We start from the raw sequence: 21,226 nt of genomic DNA on the forward strand, positions 1-21,226 counted from the left end.
AAGGATCTTGGTCATGTGCTTGCCATTCCGCCGCCCCGCGCATAGCTGTCGGCCATGACCCTTTCCCCCAACGCGCTGGTTCTGCTGGGGCTGCTGCTGGCGGCCTGGACCATGGCCGCGCTGTGGGCGGTGGCGAGCGCGCGAACGCGTGAACGCAAGGCCGAGGCCGGGCTGCGCCACGCCAAGCGGCTGGGGCGGATGGTCGATGAAAGCCCGGCCTTGCCGCTGCTGGTTCGGGTCGATGGCAAGATCGAGGCGCCGCAGCGGTTGGCCAACTGGCTGGGGCTGGAAAGCGTGCCGCAGTTCCTGACCGAACTGGATGGCGGGCGGATCGATGGTGGCGGCGGCGGGCTGACCAAGGAACAGCTCGACGAGCTGACCGAGGCCGTGCGCCGCACCCAGCGCACCGCGGCGCCGTTCCGGATGGTCGTCACCCCGCGCGGATCGAAGCGCAGCCTGGCGCTGCGCGGGCATCTGGCCGATCCGCAGGTCTCGCCCGGCGGCGCGGCGCTGGTCTGGGTGTTCGACTTTTCCGACAGCGAGAGCGAGCTGGTCCAGCTGCGCGATGAAGCGGCGCGGGCGCGCGGCGATTTCGAAGCGCTGGTCGGCCTGATCGAGGCCGCACCGATGCCGATGTGGTTCCGCGGGCCCGATGGCGCGCTGCAACTGGTCAACCAGGCCTATGTCCGCGCGGTCGCCGGGCAGGACGCGCGCCAGGTAGTGGCCGACGCGGTGGAGCTGATCGAAAGCGTTGACGGGCTGACCGCGCGGCAGGTCGCCACGCAGGCCGCGGCCAAGCAATTGCCGATCGAACGGCTGGTTTCCGCAACTATCGACGGCCAGCGCCGGGCGCTGCGCGTGTCGGACCTGCCGCTGGGCGACAGCGGGGTGGCGGGCTATGCCGTGGACGTCGAGGAAGCCGAAGAGCTGGCCCGCACGCTCAAGGCCTTCAGCGATGCCCAGCGCGCCACTTTGGGCCAGCTCTCGGCCGGGGTGGCCCAGTTCGATGCCCGGCACCAGCTGGTCTTTGCCAATCCGCCGTTCCAGCGGATCTTTGCGCTGGGGCCGGCGACCATGCTCGATCTGCCGCCGTTCGAGCGTCTGCTCGATCTGGCCCGCGATGCCGGGCGGGTGCCCGAAGCGCGCGATTTCCCGGCCTGGCGGCGCGAACGCGCGGCCTGGTTCCTGGCCAGCCAGGCCCAGGAAGAAGCCTGGGTGCTGTCCGATGGCACGCACCTCAGGATCGTGGCCCAGCCGCTGCCCGATGGCGGGCTGACGCTGATTGCCGAGGATCGCACCGAACAGCTCAAGCTCTCGGCCGCGCGCGACACCCTGCTGCGCACCCGCACCGCGACCTTCGACAGCCTGTTCGAATCGCTGGCGGTGTTCTCTCCCGACGGGCGGATGCAGCTGTGGAACCGCCGCTTTGCCGCCGACTGGGGGCTGGAAAACGACTTCCTTGATACCCACCCCAAGATCGAGCTGCTGCTGGAAAAGATCACCCGCAAGCTTGAGCGGCCGATCAAGGCCAAGCAGGTCGGCGATGTGGTCCGCGCCGCGACGCTCGATCGCCGCCAGACCCGGGGCCGCGCGGTGCTGACCGACGGGCGCACGCTGGAATTTGCCGGGGTGCCGCTGCCCGATGGCAATGGCCTGCTGACCGTGCTGGACATTACCGATACCCAGAAGGCCGCCGAAGCGCTGAAACAGCGTAACGCCGCGCTGGAAGAAGCCGATGCGATGAAGACCCGCTTCCTGGCCAACATGAGCTATGAATTCCGCACGCCGCTGACCTCGATCGGCGGTTTTGCCGAACTGCTGCAGGCCGGGCTGGGCGGCGAGCTGTCGGATTCGGGCAAGGACTATGTCTCGGCAATTCTCCAGTCAGTTGAACGACTTGGTGAGCAGATCGAATCCGTTCTCGACCTTTCGCAAAGCGAAGCCGGAATGCTGCCGCTAGTCCAGGACGAGCTGGATGTGCTGGATCTGGTCAAGGCGCTGGTCGCCGATCGCGCGGGCCGGATCAAGGAAGCCGGGCTGACGCTTGACCTGCGCGGCGACAAGAGCGCGGGGCGGATCGTTGGCGACCGGCGGCGGCTGGGCCGGGCCATCGGCCACCTGATCGACAACGCGATTGCGGCCACGCCTTCCGGCGGGCGGGTGCTGATCGAGGCGACCGGGCGCAAGGGCAAGGCGCAGGTGGTGATTTCCGACAACGGCGCGGGGATGGACGCGGCCACGCTGGCCCGGGCCATGGAAGGGATCAAGATGGCGGCTGACGGCAAGGGGGTTGAGCGCCGCCAGGGCCTGGGCCTGCCACTTGCCCGGCAACTGATCGAGGCGCACGGCGGCACCCTGCAACTGATGTCCGAACCGGGGCAGGGAACCGCGGCGATTGTCGAGCTGCCGTGATCGTCGAACTGCCCGACCTCACTGCAACCGAAGCATTCGGCGCGCGGATCGCCGCGCAGCTGCGGCCTGGCGATGTGGTGGCACTGTCGGGCGGGCTGGGAGCGGGCAAGACTACGCTGGCCCGCGCGATCATTGCCGCGCTGGGGCATAGCGGCGAGGTGCCTTCGCCCACTTTCGCGATCATCGAAACCTATGATCCGCCGCAGGTGCGGCTGCCGCTGGTCCATGCCGATTTCTATCGGCTCAACGATCCGGCCGAGGCCGAGGAGCTGGGGCTTGATCACTATCGCGAAGGGGCCGTTCTGCTGGCCGAATGGCCTGAACAGGCCGGCGGTTTCGGGCACGAGCCCGGCTGTCTGGCGATCCGGCTGGAAAGTGCGGACAGCGCGCGGATTGCCATTGTCGAACCGGGACCTGATTGGCTAGGGCGCCTGCCATGAGCGATGCACTTCCCGCCGGCCTTGATGCCTTTCTTGCCAATGCCGGATGGAGCGGCGCAGACGTTGAACCGTTGCCCGGCGATGCCTCGTTCCGCCGCTATTTCCGCGTCCGCAAGGGTGAGAAAAGCGCCATGCTGATGGACGCCCCGCCGCCCAACGAAGATCCTACGCCGTTCCTGCGCTCGGCCACCTGGCTCGATGCCAACGGCCTGCGCGCGCCGCGGATTCTGGCGGAGGAGGCCGCGCGCGGGCTGGTGCTGCTGGAAGATTTCGGCGACGTGCGGATGCGCGAATATGTCGAAGAGTGGCCCGATGACGAACGCGTGATCTATCGCGCGGCGATCGACGTACTGACCGAACTGCACCGCCTGCCGCCCGGGCCGTTCCTGGACTATTCGATGAGCGAATATGTCCGCGAGGCGAAGCTGCTGACCGAATGGTATTGCCCGGCGCAGAACCTCTATCCCGATACCGCCGGCTATATCACCGCCTGGGAACAGGTGCTGGCCCCGATCCTGCCGCGCCAGCGCCCCGGCGTCTGCGTGCTGCGCGATTATCATGCGGAAAACATCATGCTGCTGGGTTCGACCGAGGAGCAGGGGCTGCTCGATTTCCAGGACGCGCTCAACGGCCATCCGGCCTATGATCTGGTTTCGCTGCTGCAGGATGCCCGGCGCGACGTTTCGCCCGAACTGGAGACCGAGATGTTCGACTATTACGTCGAGCAGACCGGCGCGGGCGATCAGTTTCTGGCCGATTACGCGGTGCTGGGCGCCCAGCGCAACGCCAAGATCGTGGGCATTTTCGTGCGGCTGTGGAAGCGCGATGGCAAGCCGCGCTATCTGGGCATGATCCCGCGCGTCTGGGCGCTGCTGGAACGCGACCTGACCCACCCGGCGCTGGCCCCGGTGGCAAAGTGGTTCGATGCCAATGTGTCCGCCGAGCTGCGCGCGGCGGGCGGGGGCAGCTGGCCGGTATGAGCCGGGGCAGGCTGGTTTCGGATACCGCGATGGTCATGGCCGCCGGGCTGGGCAAGCGCATGCTGCCGCTGACGGCGAACAAGCCCAAGCCGCTGATCGAGGTGGCCGGGCGCACATTGCTTGATCTGATGCTCGATCACCTAGAGGACGCGGGGATCGCCCGGGCGGTGGTCAATGTCCACTATCTGCCCGAACAGATCGAAGCACACCTCGCCGGGCGGGCACAGCCACATTCGGTGATCTCCGACGAGCGCGATTTGCTGCTCGAAACCGGCGGCGGGATGGTCAAGGCCTGGCGTGCCGGGCTGCTGCCTGACCCGTTCTACTGCGTGAACAGTGACAACGTCTGGATCGATGGTCCGCGCAACACGCTGTTCGATCTTTCCGAAGCCTGGGACGCGGAACGGATGGATGCGCTGCTGCTGGTCGTCCCGCGCGAGCGCGCCTTCGAGCATCGCGGCAGGGGCGATTTTCACGTCGAGGCGGATGGCCGCCTGCGCCGGCGCGGGCCTGACGAGGACAGCGCGCCCTTCATCTTCATCGGCGCACAGGTCGTTTCGCACCGCTTGCTGCGCGATGCGCCCGACGGGCCGTTTTCGACCAACGTGCTGTGGGATCGGGCGATCACCGAAAGGCGGCTCTACGGTGTGGTTCACGCCGGCGAGTGGTTTGACATGGGCACACCGCAATCGATCGCGCCGGCGGAAGCCCGGCTCGCCGGTGGCTGAGCGCCGCGCCCCCCACGTCTATTCGATCGCCGCGCATCGCGGGTTTGCCGATGCGCTGGTTGCGGGGCTGATCCCGCGCTATGCCGAGCCTGAGCTGGGCCTCGCGCGGCTAACCCTCCTGCTGCCCAGCCGCCGCGCCGAACGGATCGTGACCGAGGCTTTCGTGCGCCTCTCAGGCGGCGGGATGCTGCTGCCGCGCATGGCGATGGTCGGCGATCTTGATCTGGACGAGACCCTGGGTCCGCTGCTCGATCCGCTGGGCGCGGGCAGCGATGTGCCGCCCGCCGCCGACCCGGCGCGGCGCTGGCTGCGGCTGGCCGAACTGCTGCGCGCGGCGATGGGCGATCAGGCCCCCAAGGCGCCCGGCCTGCTGCGCCTTGCCTTCGAGACCGGACGGACGATCGACCGGCTGGCGGTTGAGGGGATCGAATTCGCCGATCTGGTCGAGGAACGTATCGCCGGGATCGTTGGCGCGCAGGCGCAGCACTGGATCGATTCGACCCGCACGTTTGCCACGGTGCTGGCGCACTGGCAGGCCGAGCTGGCGTCGCGCGGCGAAGTCGATCCGCCGGTGCGGCGCAACCTGCTGTTCGAACGCGCCGCGCGCCGCTGGCACGAAGAGCCGCCGGCTCAGCCGATCGTTGCGGCCGGGGTGACCAGCGCTTCACCGGCGCTCGCCCGCTTGCTGCGCGTGGTCGCAGGCCTGCCAAACGGTGCGGTGATCCTGCCCGACCTCGATCTGTCGCTGGGCGATGATGTGTGGGACATGCTGGGCACTGCGGGGGCACCCTTGAGTGACCGCGAAGTGCCCTTTGGGGACCGCGATGCGGCCACCCATCCGCAGTACCACCTGAAGCTGCTGCTGAACCGCATGGGGGTGCGGCGCGACGAGGTTGATCCCTGGCACCGCGCCGGGCTCGCCGCCGCGCCGCCCGAACGCAGCCGGGCGATTTCGAACCTGTTCCTGCCGCCGCAGGCCAGCGCCAGCTGGGTCGATCTGCCCGCCGCCCAGCGCCGCCTGTCGGGCGTCCGGCTTATGGAATCGGCGCATCCGGGCGAGGAAGCGCAGGCGGTCGCGATCCTGATTCGCGAGGCGCTGGAGCAACCCGAACGCCGGGTCGCACTGGTCACCCCGGATCGCGGCCTCGCGGGCCGGGTGGTCGCGCATTTGCGGCGCTGGAATATCGAGGCGGATGACACCGCCGGGCGGCCGCTGTCGCAGACCGCAGTGGGCCGGGTGCTGTTGCTGCTGGCCGAACTGGTGGCGACCGCCGCTTCGCCGGTGCCGCTGCTGGCGTTGCTGGTCCACCCGCTGGTCCGCAGCGGCGAGGGCCGCGCGGAGTGGCTGGAACATGCCCGGCGGTTCGACCTGCAATTGCGTGGTCCGCGCCCGGCTCCGGGGCTGGAACCGCTGCGCAAGGCGGCGGAAAAGCTGGCCAAGGCTGATCCCGGCGCGGCGGAATGGTGGGCTGAATGCGAGGCGGTGATCGCGCCCCTGCTCGATTGGGATGAGCAGCTCGGCCTGGCCCTAGCACTCGACCGGCTGGTCGCGGCGGGGGAGGCACTGTGCGGCGCAGACCTGTGGCGGGATGCCGATGGCCGCGCGCTCGCCGCCATGATCGAGGAGCTGCGCGGCGCGGCGGGAGATGTTGGCACGCAATTGGCCCCGCAGGACCTGCCGGGCGTGCTGCGCGATGCGATGGACCGGGTCGCGGTGCGCCCGCCGTGGGGCAAGCACCCGCGAGTGGCGATCTATGGCCTGCTCGAAGCGCGGATGAGCCGGGCCGATCTGGTGATCTGCGCCGGGCTGGCCGAAGGGACCTGGCCCGCCAGTCCATCGCCCGAACCGCTGTTGCCCCCCGCGGTGCTGCGCGCGCTGGGGGTGCCGGGGGGTGAGTTCCGGATTGGCCTTGCCGCGCACGATCTGGCCGGGGCGCTGGGCGCGCCCGAAGTGGTGCTGAGCTGGGCGCTGCGTGATGAAGGCGGGCCGGTGATCCCCAGCCGCTTTGTGCTGCGGGTAGAGGCGATGCTGGGCGAACTGGCCGATGGCCACCGCGAGAAGAACGCAGTGTCGCTGGCGCGCGAGATCGACCGCGCCAGTGCCGCGCCGCCCTATCCGCGCCCCGCGCCGCGTCCTTCGCCAGCGCAGCGCGACGTTGCGCTGGCGGTGACCGCGCTTGACCGGCTGCGCGGCGATCCGTTCCAGTTCTATGCCAGCGCGGTCCTGCGGCTGCGCAGCCTTGACGCGCTCGATGCCGATCCGACTGCGGCCTGGAAGGGGGAGGTGGTGCACAAGGTGCTCGACCGCTGGCACCGGGCCGGGGGGCGGGCGGGCGAACTGCTGGCGCTCGCGGCGGAAGAACTGGCCGAAATGCGCGCGCATCCGCTGGTCCGCAGCCTGTGGTGGCCGCGCCTGCAACGTGCGCTCGAATGGATCGACACGCAGATCGCCGAGCAGCGCGGCGAGGGCCGCGAAGTGCTCAAGACCGAGATCAAGGGCGAAATGGACTATCTTGGCGTCAAGGTCCACGGCCGCGCCGACCGGATTGACCGGCTGGGCGATGGCAGTCTGGCGGTGGTCGATTACAAGACCGGCGCGCCGCCATCGGGCAAGATGGTCGAGAACGGCTTTGCCTTGCAGCTTGGCACGATCGGCCTGATCGCGGCTGAGGGCGGGTTTGAGGGCGTCGCCGGCGAGCCAACCCGGTTCGAATACTGGTCGCTGGCCAAGAGCAAGGCCGACCGCGAGCAGTTTGGCGAGATTTCCGAACCAGTGAAGGAAGGCAAGAAGAAGAGCGGGATCCCGCGCGAGGAATTCCTGTCCAGGACCGAGGAGTACCTGCGCCAGGCGATCCTTGACTACATCAAGGGCGATGTGCCCTTCGTCGCGCGGCTCAACCCCGATCTGGGCGGCTACAACGACTATGACCAGCTGATGCGGCTCGACGAGTGGCAGGCGCGGCAGGAGCAGGGCGAATGAGCGGCGGCGACAAGCTGTTCCCGCTCACCCCCGAGCAGCGCCCGGCGGTCGATCCGGGCGAAGTCGTGTGGCTCTCGGCCTCGGCGGGGACCGGCAAGACCCAGGTGCTGTCGGCCCGCGTGCTGCGGCTGCTGCTGCAAAGCGATGTCAGCCCGTCCGAAATCCTCTGCCTGACCTTCACCAAGGCCGGCGCGGCGGAAATGGCGGCGCGGATCAACCGCGTGCTGGCGCGCTGGGTGCGGCTGGAAGCGACCGCGCTGGCGACGGAGCTGAAGTACATCGGTGCCGATTTCGGGCCGGAAACGCAGGCCCGCGCCCGGACGCTGTTCGCGCAGGTGCTCGATTGCCCGGGCGGCGGGCTGCGGATCGATACGATCCACGCCTTTGCCCAGTGGCTGCTGGCGGCCTTCCCGCACGAGGCCGGGCTGGTGCCGGGCGTCAAGGCGATGGAGGACCGCGACCGCGCGCTGCTGCTGCGCGAAGTGCTGGCCGCGATGCTGGTCGAGGCCGAGGCACACAACGACGCAGCGACGCTGGGCGCGCTGGAAGCGCTATCGGTGCGGCTTGGCCCCGATGCGGTCGAAACCTGGCTGCTGCGCTGCGCCGGGGCGCTTGAGGCGTTCACCGGGCCGGGCGGCTGGCAGGCGCCGATGCACACCAATGTGCTGCGCCTGCTGGGCCTGCCAAGCGATGCCAGCGAGGCGGACCTTGCCGCGCTGTGCGGCGACGACGCGTTTGACGTCGACGGCCTGCGCTGCCTGCAATCGGCCTACAACCGCTGGAGCGCGGCCAGCGCCGAAGGTCCGCGCCAGGCGATTGGCGAGTGGCTGAGCAGCACGCTGGAGCGCCGCGCGGCGAACCTTGACCAGCTGTGGGACGCGCTGTTCACCCAGAAGGGCGAACTGCGCAACCGCACCAACAAGAACCTGCTGTCGTTCGAGGAATTCTTCGTCGAGGCGGGCGAGGGGGTGCGGCAATCGCTGCTGCGGGTGCGCGAACGGCGCAGCCTGCTCGAGCTGGCCCGGTGGCTGACCCCGGCGCTTGAGCTGGGCCGCAAGTTCGCGCTGGCCTGGGACGATGCCAAGCAGCGCGCCGGGCTGATCGACTTTGACGACCAGATCCGCGTCGCCGCGCGCCTGCTCAAGACCGAGGCACTGGCCGACTGGATCCGCTACAAGCTGGACCGCCGGTTCGATCACGTGCTGGTCGATGAAGCGCAGGACACCAACGAGGCGCAGTGGCGGATCATCGAGGCGTTGACCGGCGAATTCTTTGCCGGCGAGGGCGCCGCGGGCGACAAGCTGCGCACGCTGTTCGTGGTCGGTGACTACAAGCAGGCGATCTTCCGTTTTCAGGGCACCAGCCCCGAAAACTTCGAGGCAGCCAAGCGCCGGGTGCGCGACGAGATGGCGGGGCTGGCCGGCAATGTGCAGGCCTTGCGCGGCAGCGGCAGGTCGCGCGAATTGCAGGAGCGCGGGCTGGGCACGAGTTTCCGCACCGCGCGCCCGGTGCTGGAATTCGTCGATATGGCGATTGCCCGGATCGGGGCAGAAAGCTTTGGCCTGAGCGGCGAAGTGGTCACCCACGAAGGCGAGGAGCGACCCGGCCAGGTGGTGCTGTGGCAGGTCGTCTCGACCAGGGACAGCGACGAGGACGATAGCGCCGCCAACGACAATGCCCCGGTCGGTGACGACGAGGGCGCCGAGACCTGGCTCGACCGCGCCGATCGCCAGCTGGCCGACCGGATCGCGCGGCAGGTCAGGGACTGGATGGAGCATGGCTTCCCGCTGGTGAAGGGGCAGCCGGCGGGGCAGGCGCGGCGCGCCACGCCCGGTGACGTGATGGTGCTTGTGCGCAAGCGCAAGGAACTGGCCGGGCTGATCGTGGCGCGGCTCTATGCCGCCGGGGTGCCGGTGGCCGGGGTGGACCGGCTGCGGCTGGCCGCGCCGCTGGCGGTGCGCGATCTGATGGCCGCGCTGCGTTTTGCCGCGCAGCCGCTCGACGATCTCAACCTGGCCTGCCTGCTGGTTTCGCCGCTGATCGGCTGGAGCCAGGAGCAGCTGCTCGAATATGGCCACCGGCCCGAGGGGCAGCGGCTGTGGGATCACCTGCGCCGTCAGCGCGGCGGTGTGGTCGATGCGGCGACGGGGCAATTGCGCGATCTGCTGGGCAGGGCCGATTTCGAGCCGCCGCAGGCGCTGCTGCACTGGCTGCTGACCGGGCCGTGGCAGGCGCGCCAGCGGCTGGTCGCGCGGCTGGGGGGCGAGGCGAACGACCCGATCGACGAATTGCTCAACGCCGCCAGTGCCTTTGCCGCCAGCGAGGTCGCCGCGCTGCACACCTTCATCCGCTGGTTCGATGCGGGCGAGGGCGAGCTGAAGCGCGAGGCGGGCAAGGCCGGCAATGAAGTGCGGGTGATGACGGTTCATGGATCGAAAGGCCTGCAGGCGCCGATCGTGGTCCTGGCCGATGCCGCCGACAATCCTGACAGCTCGCGCGGCAGCCCGCTCAAACTGATCGATCCGGCCAGCGATCCCGCATCGCCGCGGCTGATCCCGCTGCCGCCGCTGCGCAAGGATGAGAAGGCCGGGCCGATCCTCGAGGTTGAAAATCGCGCCGCGATTGAAGAGCGGCAGGAGCACTGGCGGCTGCTCTATGTCGCAATGACCCGCGCGGAAGAGGCGCTGTTTGTGGCCGGATCACTGGGTCCGCGCGAAAAGGCCCCGGCGGAGGACAGCTGGTACGCACGGCTGCAAGGCCTGTTCCTTGACGAGGAATGGCTGCCCGATCCGATCTGGGGGCGGCGGCTGGAACATGGCGCGGGGCCGGATCTGGCGGCTCCGCCGGCCGAGGCGCGCGGCGGGCAACTGGCGCTGCTGCCACCCTGGCTAGAGCGTCCGGTAGCGTCCGAACCGCGCCCGCCGCGTCCACTGGCGCCATCGGCGCTGGGCGAGGATCGCGCGGTCGATCCGCCCTATCCGCCGGGCTCAGGCGGCGCGGCGGCGCGGCGCGGGGTGCTGCTCCACCGCCTGCTCGAACGCCTGCCCGATGTTCCCGTCGCCGATCGCAAGGCCGCGGCGCAGGGCTGGTTGGCGAAATCGGCCGCCGATCTGGCCGCACCGGCCCGCGCCGAACTGGCCGAGGCCGCGATCCGGGTGCTGGAGCACAAGCACTGGGCCGAACTGTTCGCGCCTGGTGCGCTCGCCGAAGTGCCGATCGCGGCCACGGTTGGCGGGCAGGTGGTGGCCGGCACGATCGACCGCCTGCTGGTGCAGCCCGAGCGGATCCGGCTGGTCGATTTCAAGACCGCGCGGCGCCCGCCCGCCAGCCTTGATGAAGTGCCGGTGGCGATCTTGCGGCAGATGGCCGCCTATGCCGCCGCGCTGGAAGCGACCTATCCCGGCCGCCCGGTCGAGGCCGCGCTGCTCTATACCGAAGTGCCGATGCTGCTGGAAATTCCGCCCGCGCTGCTGCTGGCGCACAAGCAGGCTTTGGCGCTGGCGCAGTAAAGCTATCCACAACGAGGCGTTGCCTTCGCTGCGGCTGCGCCTAAATTGGCGGCAAGACATTCTCAGGAGATTCCCGATGGCCACCAAAGCCGTAACCGATGCCAGCTTCACCGCCGATGTGCTCAATTCCGACAAGCCCGTGCTGGTCGATTTCTGGGCCGACTGGTGCGGCCCGTGCAAGATGATTGCCCCGGCGCTGGAAGAAATCAGCGAGGAACTGGCCGATTCCGTGACCATCGCCAAGGTCGATATCATGGAAAGCACCGACGTCTCGTCAAAGTACGGGGTCCAGTCGATCCCGCTGATGGTGCTGTTCAAGAACGGCGAACCCGTGGCGCAAAAGCTGGGCGCCGCGCCGAAGAGCCAGCTGAAGAGCTGGCTGGAATCGGTTCTCTAAGCCACCTATTTCTATTTCCGTCACCCCGGACTTGATCCGGGGTCTCGCTTTCCTTCGGTGTCGCGCTGCGGCTCAGGAACCAGCGGGACCCCGGGGTCAGGCCCGGGGTGACGTGTTTCCCTGGTCGGGCAATTGTGCCAACCGCTCCGCCAATCCATCCCACAGCGCTTCGCTGGCCGCGCCGATCAGTCCCGGCATATGCGCCTCGTCCACCCGGTAGGGCCGCCCGTCGGGCCGCGCGACCTTGCCGCCGGCCTCGTTTACGAACAGCACACCGGGGGCGTGGTCCCAGGCCAGAGTGCGTTCGAAGATCGACAGGTCGTTCACCCCCAGCACCAGCCGCGGATACTGTTCGGCGGCGCAGCGCGGGATATCGACCAGTGAATAGTAGGGGGCGATGTGATCCTTCATCGCCGCGCGCTTGGCCTGGTCCATGAACACCAGACTGATTGCGGCGACCGGGGGATCCTCGCCCGTGGTGCGGGCCGTGATGCGTTCGCCGTCGATCCACGCGCCCTGACCGCGCTCGGCATGGACCAGCCGGTCACGCAGCGGATCATAGATCCACCCGGCAATCGTTTCGCCCGCCTCGGCCAGTGCGACCATCAGCCCGAACGGCGGCCTGCCCGCAGCGAAATTGTTGGTCCCGTCGATCGGGTCGATGATCCAGCACAGCGCATCGCCCAACCGGTCCAGCAGCGCGGGATCGGCGTGGGCAGCTTCCTCGCCAACGATGGTCGCTTCGGGCAGCAGCTGCGCCAGCCCTTCGGCCAGGATCAGCTCGGCCTCCTTGTCGGCCACGGTGACCACATCGTCCGCCGCCTTGGCATCGATCTGGTGGCTTTCAAGGCGCTGGTAATGCGGCATCACCGCCCGCGCTGCGGCATCGCGCAGCACGGCCTCGACCGCCTTGTGCAGCGCGTGGTTCAAGTCCCCCTCCCGCTTGCGGGAGGGGTTAGGGGTGGGTGAGTCGGATTGTTGCGCAAGGTCGCCAAGTGGCCCACCCCCAACCCCTCCCGCAAGCGGGAGGGGGGAGCATGACGTTGACCTGTCATGAGCGATAGTCCGCGTTGATCGAGATGTAGCCGTGGGTCAGGTCGCAGGTCCACACCGTGGCGCGGCCCTGGCCCAGGCCCAGATCGACCTCGATCGAGATATCCTGCCCCTTGAGATGAGCGGCGACCGGAGCCTCGTCATAGTCGGCCAGCGGCAGGCCTTCGCGCGCGCACCAGGTCCCGCCGAAGCCGATCGACAACCTGTCGCGGTCAGCCGGCTCACCGGCCTTGCCCACTGCCATGACCACGCGGCCCCAGTTGGCGTCCTCGCCGGCGATCGCGGTCTTGACCAGCGGCGAGTTGGCGATCGCGAGTCCGACCTTGCGTGCGCTTTCATCGCTGACCGCGCCCGAGACGGTTACGGCGATGAATTTCTGCGCGCCTTCGCCATCGCGCACCACCAGGTGGGCCAGCTGGCGGCAGACATCCTCCAGCGCGGCGGCAAAGGCATCGGCGCCCGGGCAGCCGGTGCAGTTGAGCTGCTGGTTCCCGGCCGCGCCGGTGGCGAAGGCCAGCACGGTGTCGCTGGTCGAGGTGTCGCTGTCCACCGTGATGCAGCTGAAGGTGCGCTGGTTGGCTGCGCTCAGCAGTTCCTGCAGGAAGCCAGGGGCAATCGCGCAATCGGTGAAAATGTAGCCCAGCATGGTCGCCATGTCGGGGGCGATCATCCCGCTGCCCTTGATGATCGCGGCCAAAGTCACGGTCTTGCCGCCGACCACCGCCGTGGCCATCGCGCCCTTGGCGAAAGTATCGGTGGTGCCGATGGTGTTCGCGGCTGCTTCCCAGCCGCATGGTTCCTCCAGCAGGACGGCCTTGATCCCGGCTTCGGCCTTGTCCCTGGGCAGCGGCACGCCGATCACCCCGGTTGAGGAAACGAAGACCTGTTCCTGCGGGCAGCCCAGATGGGCGGCGACCTGCGCCATGATCGCCTCAACCGCCTCACGCCCGCGATAGCCGGTGAAGGCATTGGAATTGCCGGCGTTGACCACCAGCGCCCGCGCGCGGCCCTGCGCTACGTTGGCGCGGCCCAGTTCGACCTCGCTGGAACAGCAGACGTTGCGGGTGAAGACCCCCGCCACCGCCGTGCCTTCGTCCAGCTCGACATAGGTCAGATCGCAGCGGCCCCAGTCCTTGTACCCGGCCCGCGCCACGCGCGGCGTAACCCCGCCGATCGCGGGCATGGCGGGGAAGGGACGGGCGAGCGGGGAGACCGGGTGTGACATGACCCTCGCGCCTTAGGATTCAAGGCGCGAGGGGGCAAGGGCCAGAAATGCGGTGGGCGAGGCTTGGCCTACTTCCCCAGCCCGATCAGCGCATAGGGCGGGATCGGGTTGTGGCCCGACACGTCCCAGTCCAGCTGCTTGCCGGTGGCGATCACCTTGGGCCCGTGTTCGGTGTTGTTGGCCAGGATCACGGCATCGGTGGTCAGCGTGAAGTGACCATTGGCCATCGGGAAATCGGGCAGGTCGGCAGCGGGCATCTTCGATTGCATGATCGTTTGCGCGGCATTGCCCATCGGCATGCTGAGCGCGGCGGCCTGCATCAGCGGCGAATCGATCCGCACTTCGCCATTGGCGCGGCGGTTGGCGACCAGGAAGGGGACCACCCCGGGCATCTTCTCGATCGAGGGGAAGGCCATGTCGTAATCAAGCCGGCCGCTGATCGCGACATCGACTTCGTAAGTGCCGTTGCCCTTGTAGATCACGCTTTTCCAGCCGTTTTGCCCGCGCAGGCGCTGGGCCAGTTCCTCGGCCGCCTTGGGATCGTTCGGATCGACCCCGCCAAAGGCTTTCTTGAAAGTCTCGCGATCGCGCGCGGCCTTTTCGACCTTGGCCTGCTGATCGGCCTCCCAGTCTTTCTTCTGCTGGGCAATCTCGTCCTTGGTGCAGTCGCGTTCGGTATCCCCGTCGTCCTTGTAACACGGCATCTGCTCAAACGGCTTGGCCTTGTCGGCGGCCATGATCATCTCGGCCATCTTGGTCAGCCCGATCACCAGGATCTCACCCTTGTAGGTATAGGTGAAGGTGCCGTCCTTGCGCAGATCCAGCGTGGCCAGGAACTTGCCCGGCATCACAAAGCAGGCGGCCAGCGCCAGCGAAAGCAGCGTGGCCATGGCGGCAGCGGCCAGGCGGCGCGGAGTGAACTTGGCAGTCATGCGGGTCCTTCCCCTGTCAGGTGCGGGTGGCGATCGCATAAAGCGCAATCGCCGCGGCGTTGGAAACATTGAGGCTTTCTATCGCGCTGGAAATCGGCAGTCGAGCAAGCGCATCGCAGTGCTGCACGATATTGTGGCGCATGCCGTCACCTTCGGCACCCAGCACCAGCGCGACCGGGCCGGCGGGCAGGGCTTCTGCAAGGGTCGATTTGCCTTCGCCATCCAGCCCGATCCGCCAGTATCCGGCCTCGGCAATTTCATCGAGCGCGCGCGACAGGTTGACCACACGCACCCACGGCACCACTTCCAGCGCGCCCGATGCGCTCTTGGCCAGGGTGCCCGATTCGGGCGGGGCGTGGCGATCCTGGGTGACGATCGCGCAGGCGCCAAAGGCCGCGGCCGAACGCATGATCGCGCCCACATTGTGCGGATCGGTCACCTGATCGAGCACCAGCAGCGGGCGCGCGGGATCGCCGGTCAGCACCTGTTCGAGGAACATGTCCTCCAGTGCATCGCAATCGAGCACCAGCCCCTGGTGCGGCGCATCGCGCGCCACCAGCCGGGCAAGATCGGCGGGCGAGGCCCATTCGACCGGGAAATCGGCCGGCAGGTCACCGCTCAGCGATTCCACCCCTTCGCGGGTCGCCCACAATTTGCGGTGCCTGCGATCGGGGTTCATCAGCGCGGCTTCGACCGCGTGGCGGCCCCACAGCCGTACCGCGCCGGTGCTGGCCCGGCCTGATCCGCGCCCGCCCTTCATCCGGCCGGCACGGCCGCGCAGCGCGCGCGATGGCTTGTCTTCCTGGCGGCGGCTCATTGCAAGATATCCTGATTCATCGCGCTTCCCTGCCAGTCACCCCATTGACAGGCAAGCAACACTTCGGCATTGGCGCGCTTCCTCGGCCGGAGGGCCCCTTTCGGGGGCACGCAAACGGGGCAACCCGATACCGGTAAGCTGGTGTGGACAGGTGGCCGAGTGGTTAAAGGCAGCAGACTGTAAATCTGCCCGCGCAAGCGTACGCTAGTTCGAATCTAGCCCTGTCCACCACCGCCCTTTCTCATGCGGCTCCCGAAAATCCCTAGAAATCCTATGAAACCAAGGGTATTGTCCCTGAAAAGGGCTACCCTTGTCCGCTGCCGTCTGCCTGCACCCGGCAGCGAATGTGGGGAAGGTGTGGGGAAGGAATCGCTCTTCCCCACACTTCAATGCTCTAAAGTGGCCTGCGAAAGTGTGGGGAACGATAATGGGCAAACTCTCGGCGGTGGCAGTCAAGGCAGCCTTGGCGAATCCGGGCACCTATCAGGATGGCGATGGACTATTCCTGAAGGTCGGGAAAAGCGGCGCTGCTTCGTGGCTTGTGCGGCTTCAGCAAGATGGCAGGCGACGCGACATTGGGCTGGGTAGCGCAAAACTGCTGACGCTCGCGGAAGCGCGCGAGAAGGCGATGGACTTGCGCAAAGCCATAAAGGTGGAAAAGCGCGACGTGCTGGCTGAACGCAAAGATGAGGCCGCCGCAAAGGTGACTTTCCGCGGGGCAGCCCGTCAATATCACACCGAGAACGAGGCTGGATGGAAAAGCGCCGTCTATGCCCGCCAGTGGCTCGCCAGTCTGGAAAATTACGCATTCCCGAAGCTGGGCGACATTCCGACTGGCGGCATTACGGCTGCCGACATCATCTCGGTTCTAACGCCAATCTGGCAGGAGATTCCGGAAACAGCTCGCCAAGTACGGAATCGGATTTGCGCAGTGCTGGACTATGCACACGCCAAGGGATGGCGCTCGACCGAAGCGCCATCGAGCAATAGCAGTCTGAAAGCCGGGCGCGGGCTGCCGCGTCAGGTCAAGCAGCGGCAAAACCGCAAAGCCATGCCCTATGTCGCTGTTCCGCAGTTTATGACCGCATTACGGCGCAAACCGTCCTATGGGCGGCTGGCGTTGGAACTACTCATCCTCACCGGCACGCGGTCGCAGGAAGTCCGTCTGGCGACATGGCCCGAGTTTGACCTCGATGGCCGTTTGTGGACGATTCCCGCCGATCATATGAAGCGTGCCAAGTCACACATGGTTCCACTCTCTGACGCGGCTTTGGCGGTGTTGGCGAAGGCCGACGCCCTGCGACTGGAAGGAACCGACGTTGTTTTCCCCGGTGTGGCGGGCAACGCGATGTCCGATATGACGTTACTCAAGGTGCTGCGTGACATGAGCGAGCCGTTCCACGTTCACGGGTTCCGATCCGCCTTCACTGACTGGGCCGCGAATGAGGGCTTTGCCGACGCCGTGGTGGAGGCAGCACTGGCACATAAGACGCCCGACGCGGTGCAGGCAGCGTATCGCCGCACGACCTATCTTGGCGCACCGGGTCAGCCGGGCGCACGGGTAAAGCTGATGGAGGCTTGGAGTCGCTATTGCTCAGGCAAGGTTGGTTCGGACGGGTCTTGTGCTTCTTCCGGTTAGCGCTCCGCCCGAATCCTGACCGCGCAGCGGACGGGCTGTCGCGAAGTTGCGGCGGACTTCCTGCAAGCCTCAATAGCATCCCGGTTATCGCGCTGGATGTCGGCGGCATGAAGCAGCGCGTTCCATGCCTGTGGATCACCAGCCTGCATCAACCGTGCTCCCGCGTCCCATATCGAAGATGCGCCAACCATCCGGGTAGCGATGCGCTCCGGCCAGTTCCAGCTATCTGGCATGGCGCGGGCGATGGTGCCGGGAAGGAATGACCAGAGGAATATCCCGGCGAGCACACAGCCACCTGCCACCTGGAAGAGCTGCTGACGCTGCTCGCCTGCTGTTCGCGCCTGTGCGGTGAGAGAGCGCAAGTCCCGCGTCGCATGGTCCATGTCCGCCCGTGCCTGTTTGATTCTGTCGTGATCCGATCGCCGCGCCGATTCCGCCACGGCTTCAATGCGCGCCCCAAGGCTATCGGGCGTCAACTGCATAGCAGGGTGGTCGGCGATGGTGTTGATGCCGCGTGAGATTGCACCCAATCGCTTGGCCATGTCTGTCAGTGTCGTGCCGTAGTCGGGTATCACAATGTCCGCGCGCTCGGCGGCAAGGTGCTGCACGGCGCGGCGCATCAGGGCCAGTTCGCCTTCAAGGCGGGCGAACGCTTCGGCGGCGGGATCGCTTGCGGCCTCCGGGGCGGGAGGATCGGGTTCCGGCTCAAGGTCCAGTTCCAGTTCGACGTCATCGGCTTGCGCATTTTCCATTTCGTTTCTCCTACAGGCCCATGCCGATTGACCGGCTCCGCTCCATGGTCACGGAAGCGGCAAGGTCGCGGGCCAGATCGCGACCGAGTTCTGGTTTGACGCCAAGTTCGTGCGCACGTCCGCGCACCAGGGATTCGACTTGCGCGTCCCGCTCCAGGCCCTTCGTCATATCGACCATACGGCTGGAGACCTGGCGCGCTCCGTTCGTGTCGCCGCGCTGCTGCATCGTTTCCCGAAGCCGCCCCAGCCGCTGCCAGTCATTGACGAACCGGTCGGCGCGCTGCGCCGGATCGACGCGGATTTCGGCTTCAAGCTGCATGGCGCGCATTGCGCCCTGAGTGCGGCCATCGGCGGCCTCGCGCGCCAACTCCGGCTGGCGCTGCATTGCGCTGACAAGATCGGCGGCGGCATGGGGCCGGATTGTGTCGAGAGCCTTCCCGGCTTTCTCCAGCGCGTCGCGCTGGTGTGGCAGGATGGGTAAATTCTGCTCGCGCATCTGGCCAATGTCGGCGGCGGCACGGGCATAGCGTTCGATTGCTCGGCGCGGGTCAGACAGCCCGGTCTGTTCGGTCGGCAAGACTTCGAGCTTCTGCGCTTGCGGACGGAATCCGGCGAAGATCGACTTCGCCCGTTCCGGCAGTTGCCGGGCAATCTCGACAATGCGTTCGCGGAAGGTGATGCCGCGCCGTTCGGCAAACTGCTGCTCGGGCTTGTAGTCGCTCGCCATGTCCTTGCCGCGCTCGCGGCTGAGCGTGCGGACAAGCTTTGACTGATCGGCGAAGTCGTCACGGCCATAGTGCAATGCCAAGCCGTCGCGGTGGCGCGACATGCCAACGTAAGCTCCGTGGCTGTCCATACCCGGCGTGGCCAGCACATGGGCGCGGTCGACTGTCATGCCCTGCGCCTTGTGGATCGTGGCGGCATAGCCGTGATCGAGGTGCGCATAATCCTTGGTGTCGAAAGCGACACTGCGGCCATCATCGGTGCGCACGGCTATGCGTTGCGGTGTCACCTGCTCGACGGTGCCCAGCGTGCCGTTCTTGACGCCAATACTCCGCTCGTTGCGCAGGAACATGATACGGTCGCCGCTGGCGAACTGACGCTCGCCGCGCTCGGCGCGGATGGTCATGTCGTTGCCCAGGTCGCCACTTGCGCGCAGTCGTCCGCGCGCCGCCTCATTGAGCCCGCGCACTTCGTCATTGGTGTGGGTGAGAATGATCCGTGTATCGCCGGGGCTGGCCTGCCGGTCACGGTCCCAGCGCTCGATCAGCTCGCCGCGTGCCGCTTCCCTCGTTTCGGCGGCATGCACCATATCGCGCTCGCCATAGGCCTGAATGGCAAGTCCGGTGCGTCCGGTGGCAAGGTGCCGCGTGGCGTCCTGCTGCCAGCCGTCATGCTGGCGGCGCACCTCGCTGATTTCGACGCCGCCGTGCCGTTCGTGGATCACGCGGAAGGCGGCTCCCGCTTCGATGGCCTGGAGCTGCTGCGGGTCGCCAACCAGCACCACTTTCGCGCCCGCATCGGCGGCATGGGACAGCACGCGCTCCATCTGGCGCGTGCCGACCATGCCTGCTTCATCGATCACCAGCACGTCGCGCGACGTGAGCAATTCGCGGCCTTGGCCCCACTGATGCTCAAGGCTGGCGATGGTGTGCGAAGCGATGCCGGAACCATGCTCCAGCCCCTCGGCTGCAATGCCGGACAGGGCGGCACCGCGAACGGTATAGCCAGCGCTTTCCCAGGCCTCGCGCGCCACGCCCAGCATCGCGCTTTTGCCGGTCCCGGCATAGCCGACGACAACGCTGAGGCCGCGATTATCGGTCACATGCTCGAACGCTGCGCATTGCTCGCCGGATAGCGCCAGCCCGCGTTCCGCCGCGCGCGCCAGCGCTTCTTCCCGGCCTGAGCCTTGAACCGGATGCCGTTGTCGTTCCGCAAGCAAATCCGTTGCTCGCTCAAGCCGCTGTTCGGTCTCGATCATCTGCCGCGATGTGAACCGGTCCTCGCCGCGTCCGTCCTTGCCCAGCGCAATCATATCAGGCGAGCCGCGCACCGCGCTCATTGCCAGATCGAACTGCTCTTTCCCGTCGCTGTGCCGGTGCACGAACATCGCTAGGTCACGGCCCGTGAACGTGGCTTGGCTGTGCGTGATCGCGTCGAGGGCGACCTTGGGATTGCCGATGATCCGCTCGCCGTTGCGCTGCGCGACAGCGCGGTGTTCCTCGATCCGTTCGGCCTCAAGTCCGCGCACGCCCATGCGCGAAGCGGCGGGGCCGATCTTGTCCTGCGGTTCCAGCGCAATGCCCTGCGCCTCCAGGCTGCGGTGATCGATCCGCGCATCGATATCGAGTTCGGCAAGGCGCTCGTTGACATGTTCGGCCCAGCGCTCGCGCCATTGCTCGACTTGGCTTGCCTTGTTCCACTCGCGCACCTTCGTGCCGAACCCATCTTTCCCGACCTCGCGCATGGTGAGCATGACATGGGCGTGGGGCTTGGGCTGGCCGTCCGCGCCAATATCCCAATGGACATTGAGATCGGCGATCATGCCCTTTTCTACGAACTCGACCTCGGCAAAGTCGCGCGCCAGCTCAATGCCCTGTTCCTTGGTCAGCTCGCGCGGAATGGCAAATTCGACCTCGCGGGAGAGCTGCGCATCCTTGCGTTTCTCGGCAGCCTCGACGGCATTCCATAGCTTTTCGCGGTCGGCAAACTCCTCCGGCGCGCCTTCCGGCAGCATCACTTCGGAATGGACGACCCCGTCCTTGTTGGTGAAATCATGGTCGCGGTCGAGCCGTTCGTCGTGCAGCCGCTCGGCTCCGCGATAGGCTGCGGCGGCCACGGCGCTGCGCCCGCTCGACCGGCTAATGACTTTGACGGAGAGATGGAAGATCGCCATGACGGCAATCCATCTACGCCATGAGCGCCACGTCGGCACGACGTATAAGCGCGCCCTCCCATGATAAAATCCTGCTCGGGACTATTCAATATCAGGCCGTCTCGACGACTCTACAGCATTGGGAGAACATAGATATTATCATCAGCGCATCACCTCTCGATGGAGACAGAAGATGCGCAAACCCCGTGACTTTGATTCGGAACTGAAGGCGCTTGCCGATAAGGCAAGGCAACTGAAGGAACGCCGCGTGCAACAGCTTGGCGAACTGGTGATCGCCACCGGGGCCGATGCGACCGACGCCGAGACGCTGGCCGGTGCGCTGCTTGTCATTGCGGAAAGCAGCGATGCCCAAAAGAAGGAGGCGTGGCGCAAGCGCGGCGCTGCCTTCTTTCAGAGCAAGGCGCGCAAGCGTGGCGATGGAACTCAAGGCCAGCCGGATGGCACTCTCCCGCTTGACGGCGGCGCG

Annotated in this window: 15 protein-coding genes and 1 tRNA gene; 10 read left to right on the forward strand and 6 right to left on the reverse strand. The window is 67.2% G+C overall.

Annotated elements, in window-relative coordinates; translation table 11 throughout:
* The first annotated feature begins 54 nt into the window (after positions 1 to 54).
* The 7 genes from IT549_RS00910 to trxA all read left to right on the forward strand — a co-directional run bounded on the left by IT549_RS00910 (position 55) and on the right by trxA (position 11,446).
* A complete protein-coding gene (locus IT549_RS00910) occupies positions 55 to 2,412 on the forward strand; it encodes a PAS domain-containing sensor histidine kinase (RefSeq protein ID WP_292969296.1) in 2,358 nt (785 codons plus the stop codon).
* On the forward strand, positions 2,409 to 2,852 hold the full coding sequence (gene tsaE / locus IT549_RS00915) for a tRNA (adenosine(37)-N6)-threonylcarbamoyltransferase complex ATPase subunit type 1 TsaE (RefSeq protein WP_292969298.1): 444 nt from the start codon (positions 2,409 to 2,411) through the stop codon (positions 2,850 to 2,852). Before IT549_RS00910 ends, tsaE begins: the two co-directional genes overlap by 4 nt.
* Positions 2,849 to 3,832, forward strand: a complete 984-nt coding sequence (locus tag IT549_RS00920) for a phosphotransferase (protein WP_292969300.1) — start codon at positions 2,849 to 2,851, stop codon at positions 3,830 to 3,832. Before tsaE ends, IT549_RS00920 begins: the two co-directional genes overlap by 4 nt.
* Complete coding sequence (locus IT549_RS00925; protein WP_292969302.1) at positions 3,829 to 4,560, forward strand: nucleotidyltransferase family protein; 732 nt, start codon at positions 3,829 to 3,831, stop codon at positions 4,558 to 4,560. Before IT549_RS00920 ends, IT549_RS00925 begins: the two co-directional genes overlap by 4 nt.
* Entirely contained in the window at positions 4,553 to 7,540 is a 2,988-nt protein-coding gene (gene addB, locus IT549_RS00930) for a double-strand break repair protein AddB (RefSeq protein WP_292969304.1), read from the forward strand. The genes IT549_RS00925 and addB overlap by 8 nt, the downstream gene beginning before the upstream one ends.
* The gene (gene addA / locus IT549_RS00935) at positions 7,537 to 11,049 is read left to right on the forward strand and encodes a double-strand break repair helicase AddA (protein WP_292969305.1); all 3,513 of its coding nucleotides are present in this window, start codon (positions 7,537 to 7,539) and stop codon (positions 11,047 to 11,049) included. The genes addB and addA overlap by 4 nt, the downstream gene beginning before the upstream one ends.
* A 76-nt stretch (positions 11,050 to 11,125) precedes the next feature.
* Complete coding sequence (trxA, locus tag IT549_RS00940; protein WP_292969307.1) at positions 11,126 to 11,446, forward strand: thioredoxin; 321 nt, start codon at positions 11,126 to 11,128, stop codon at positions 11,444 to 11,446.
* Positions 11,447 to 11,542: 96 nt separating this feature from the next.
* On the opposite strand, the gene IT549_RS00945 is transcribed toward trxA, so the two are convergent.
* From IT549_RS00945 to rlmB, 4 genes are all read right to left on the reverse strand, one after another.
* A complete protein-coding gene (locus tag IT549_RS00945) occupies positions 11,543 to 12,376 on the reverse strand; it encodes an inositol monophosphatase family protein (RefSeq protein ID WP_292969309.1) in 834 nt (277 codons plus the stop codon).
* 121 nt (positions 12,377 to 12,497) lie between these two features.
* Complete coding sequence (gene argJ / locus IT549_RS00950; protein ID WP_292969311.1) at positions 12,498 to 13,724, reverse strand: bifunctional glutamate N-acetyltransferase/amino-acid acetyltransferase ArgJ; 1,227 nt, start codon at positions 13,722 to 13,724, stop codon at positions 12,498 to 12,500.
* A gap of 68 nt (positions 13,725 to 13,792) precedes the next feature.
* A complete protein-coding gene (locus tag IT549_RS00955) occupies positions 13,793 to 14,656 on the reverse strand; it encodes a hypothetical protein (RefSeq protein ID WP_292969312.1) in 864 nt (287 codons plus the stop codon).
* A 16-nt stretch (positions 14,657 to 14,672) separates the two neighbouring features.
* Positions 14,673 to 15,473, reverse strand: a complete 801-nt coding sequence (gene rlmB, locus IT549_RS00960) for a 23S rRNA (guanosine(2251)-2'-O)-methyltransferase RlmB (RefSeq protein ID WP_292969314.1) — start codon at positions 15,471 to 15,473, stop codon at positions 14,673 to 14,675.
* 145 nt (positions 15,474 to 15,618) lie between these two features.
* Between rlmB and IT549_RS00965 the strand changes: the two genes are divergently transcribed.
* Together IT549_RS00965 and IT549_RS00970 are read left to right on the forward strand one after the other, a co-directional pair.
* Positions 15,619 to 15,704, forward strand: a tRNA-Tyr gene (locus IT549_RS00965).
* Positions 15,705 to 15,900: 196 nt separating this feature from the next.
* Entirely contained in the window at positions 15,901 to 17,112 is a 1,212-nt protein-coding gene (locus IT549_RS00970) for a site-specific integrase (protein WP_292969315.1), read from the forward strand.
* On the opposite strand, the gene IT549_RS00975 is transcribed toward IT549_RS00970, so the two are convergent.
* Positions 17,109 to 17,864: a DUF6118 family protein gene (locus IT549_RS00975; protein WP_292969316.1), complete on the reverse strand. Its 756-nt coding sequence runs from the start codon at positions 17,862 to 17,864 to the stop codon at positions 17,109 to 17,111. The two genes, IT549_RS00970 and IT549_RS00975, sit on opposite strands and share 4 nt — an antisense overlap.
* 10 nt (positions 17,865 to 17,874) lie before the next feature.
* On the reverse strand, positions 17,875 to 20,760 hold the full coding sequence (gene traA, locus IT549_RS00980; RefSeq protein WP_292969317.1) for a Ti-type conjugative transfer relaxase TraA: 2,886 nt from the start codon (positions 20,758 to 20,760) through the stop codon (positions 17,875 to 17,877).
* A 172-nt stretch (positions 20,761 to 20,932) separates the two neighbouring features.
* Here traA and IT549_RS00985 point away from each other — a divergent pair.
* Positions 20,933 to 21,226: conjugal transfer protein TraD (locus IT549_RS00985; protein ID WP_292969319.1), on the forward strand; the 294-nt coding region annotated here is incomplete at its 3' end.

It is taken from the genome of Novosphingobium sp. (assembly GCF_020852455.1).
GTDB lineage: Bacteria > Pseudomonadota > Alphaproteobacteria > Sphingomonadales > Sphingomonadaceae > Novosphingobium.

What these genes read in the sequence shown, in the direction of transcription:
- IT549_RS00910 (WP_292969296.1), top strand. Translation starts at nt 55, where the DNA reads ATGACCCTTTCCCCCAACGCGCTGGTTCTGCTGGGGCTGCTGCTGGCG.
- IT549_RS00920 (WP_292969300.1), top strand. Translation starts at nt 2,849, where the DNA reads ATGAGCGATGCACTTCCCGCCGGCCTTGATGCCTTTCTTGCCAATGCC.
- IT549_RS00925 (WP_292969302.1), top strand. Translation starts at nt 3,829, where the DNA reads ATGAGCCGGGGCAGGCTGGTTTCGGATACCGCGATGGTCATGGCCGCC.
- addA (WP_292969305.1), top strand. Translation starts at nt 7,537, where the DNA reads ATGAGCGGCGGCGACAAGCTGTTCCCGCTCACCCCCGAGCAGCGCCCG.
- trxA (WP_292969307.1), top strand. Translation starts at nt 11,126, where the DNA reads ATGGCCACCAAAGCCGTAACCGATGCCAGCTTCACCGCCGATGTGCTC.
- argJ (WP_292969311.1), bottom strand. Translation starts at nt 13,724, where the DNA reads ATGTCACACCCGGTCTCCCCGCTCGCCCGTCCCTTCCCCGCCATGCCC.
- IT549_RS00955 (WP_292969312.1), bottom strand. Translation starts at nt 14,656, where the DNA reads ATGACTGCCAAGTTCACTCCGCGCCGCCTGGCCGCTGCCGCCATGGCC.
- rlmB (WP_292969314.1), bottom strand. Translation starts at nt 15,473, where the DNA reads ATGAGCCGCCGCCAGGAAGACAAGCCATCGCGCGCGCTGCGCGGCCGT.
- IT549_RS00970 (WP_292969315.1), top strand. Translation starts at nt 15,901, where the DNA reads ATGGGCAAACTCTCGGCGGTGGCAGTCAAGGCAGCCTTGGCGAATCCG.
- IT549_RS00975 (WP_292969316.1), bottom strand. Translation starts at nt 17,864, where the DNA reads ATGGAAAATGCGCAAGCCGATGACGTCGAACTGGAACTGGACCTTGAG.
- traA (WP_292969317.1), bottom strand. Translation starts at nt 20,760, where the DNA reads ATGGCGATCTTCCATCTCTCCGTCAAAGTCATTAGCCGGTCGAGCGGG.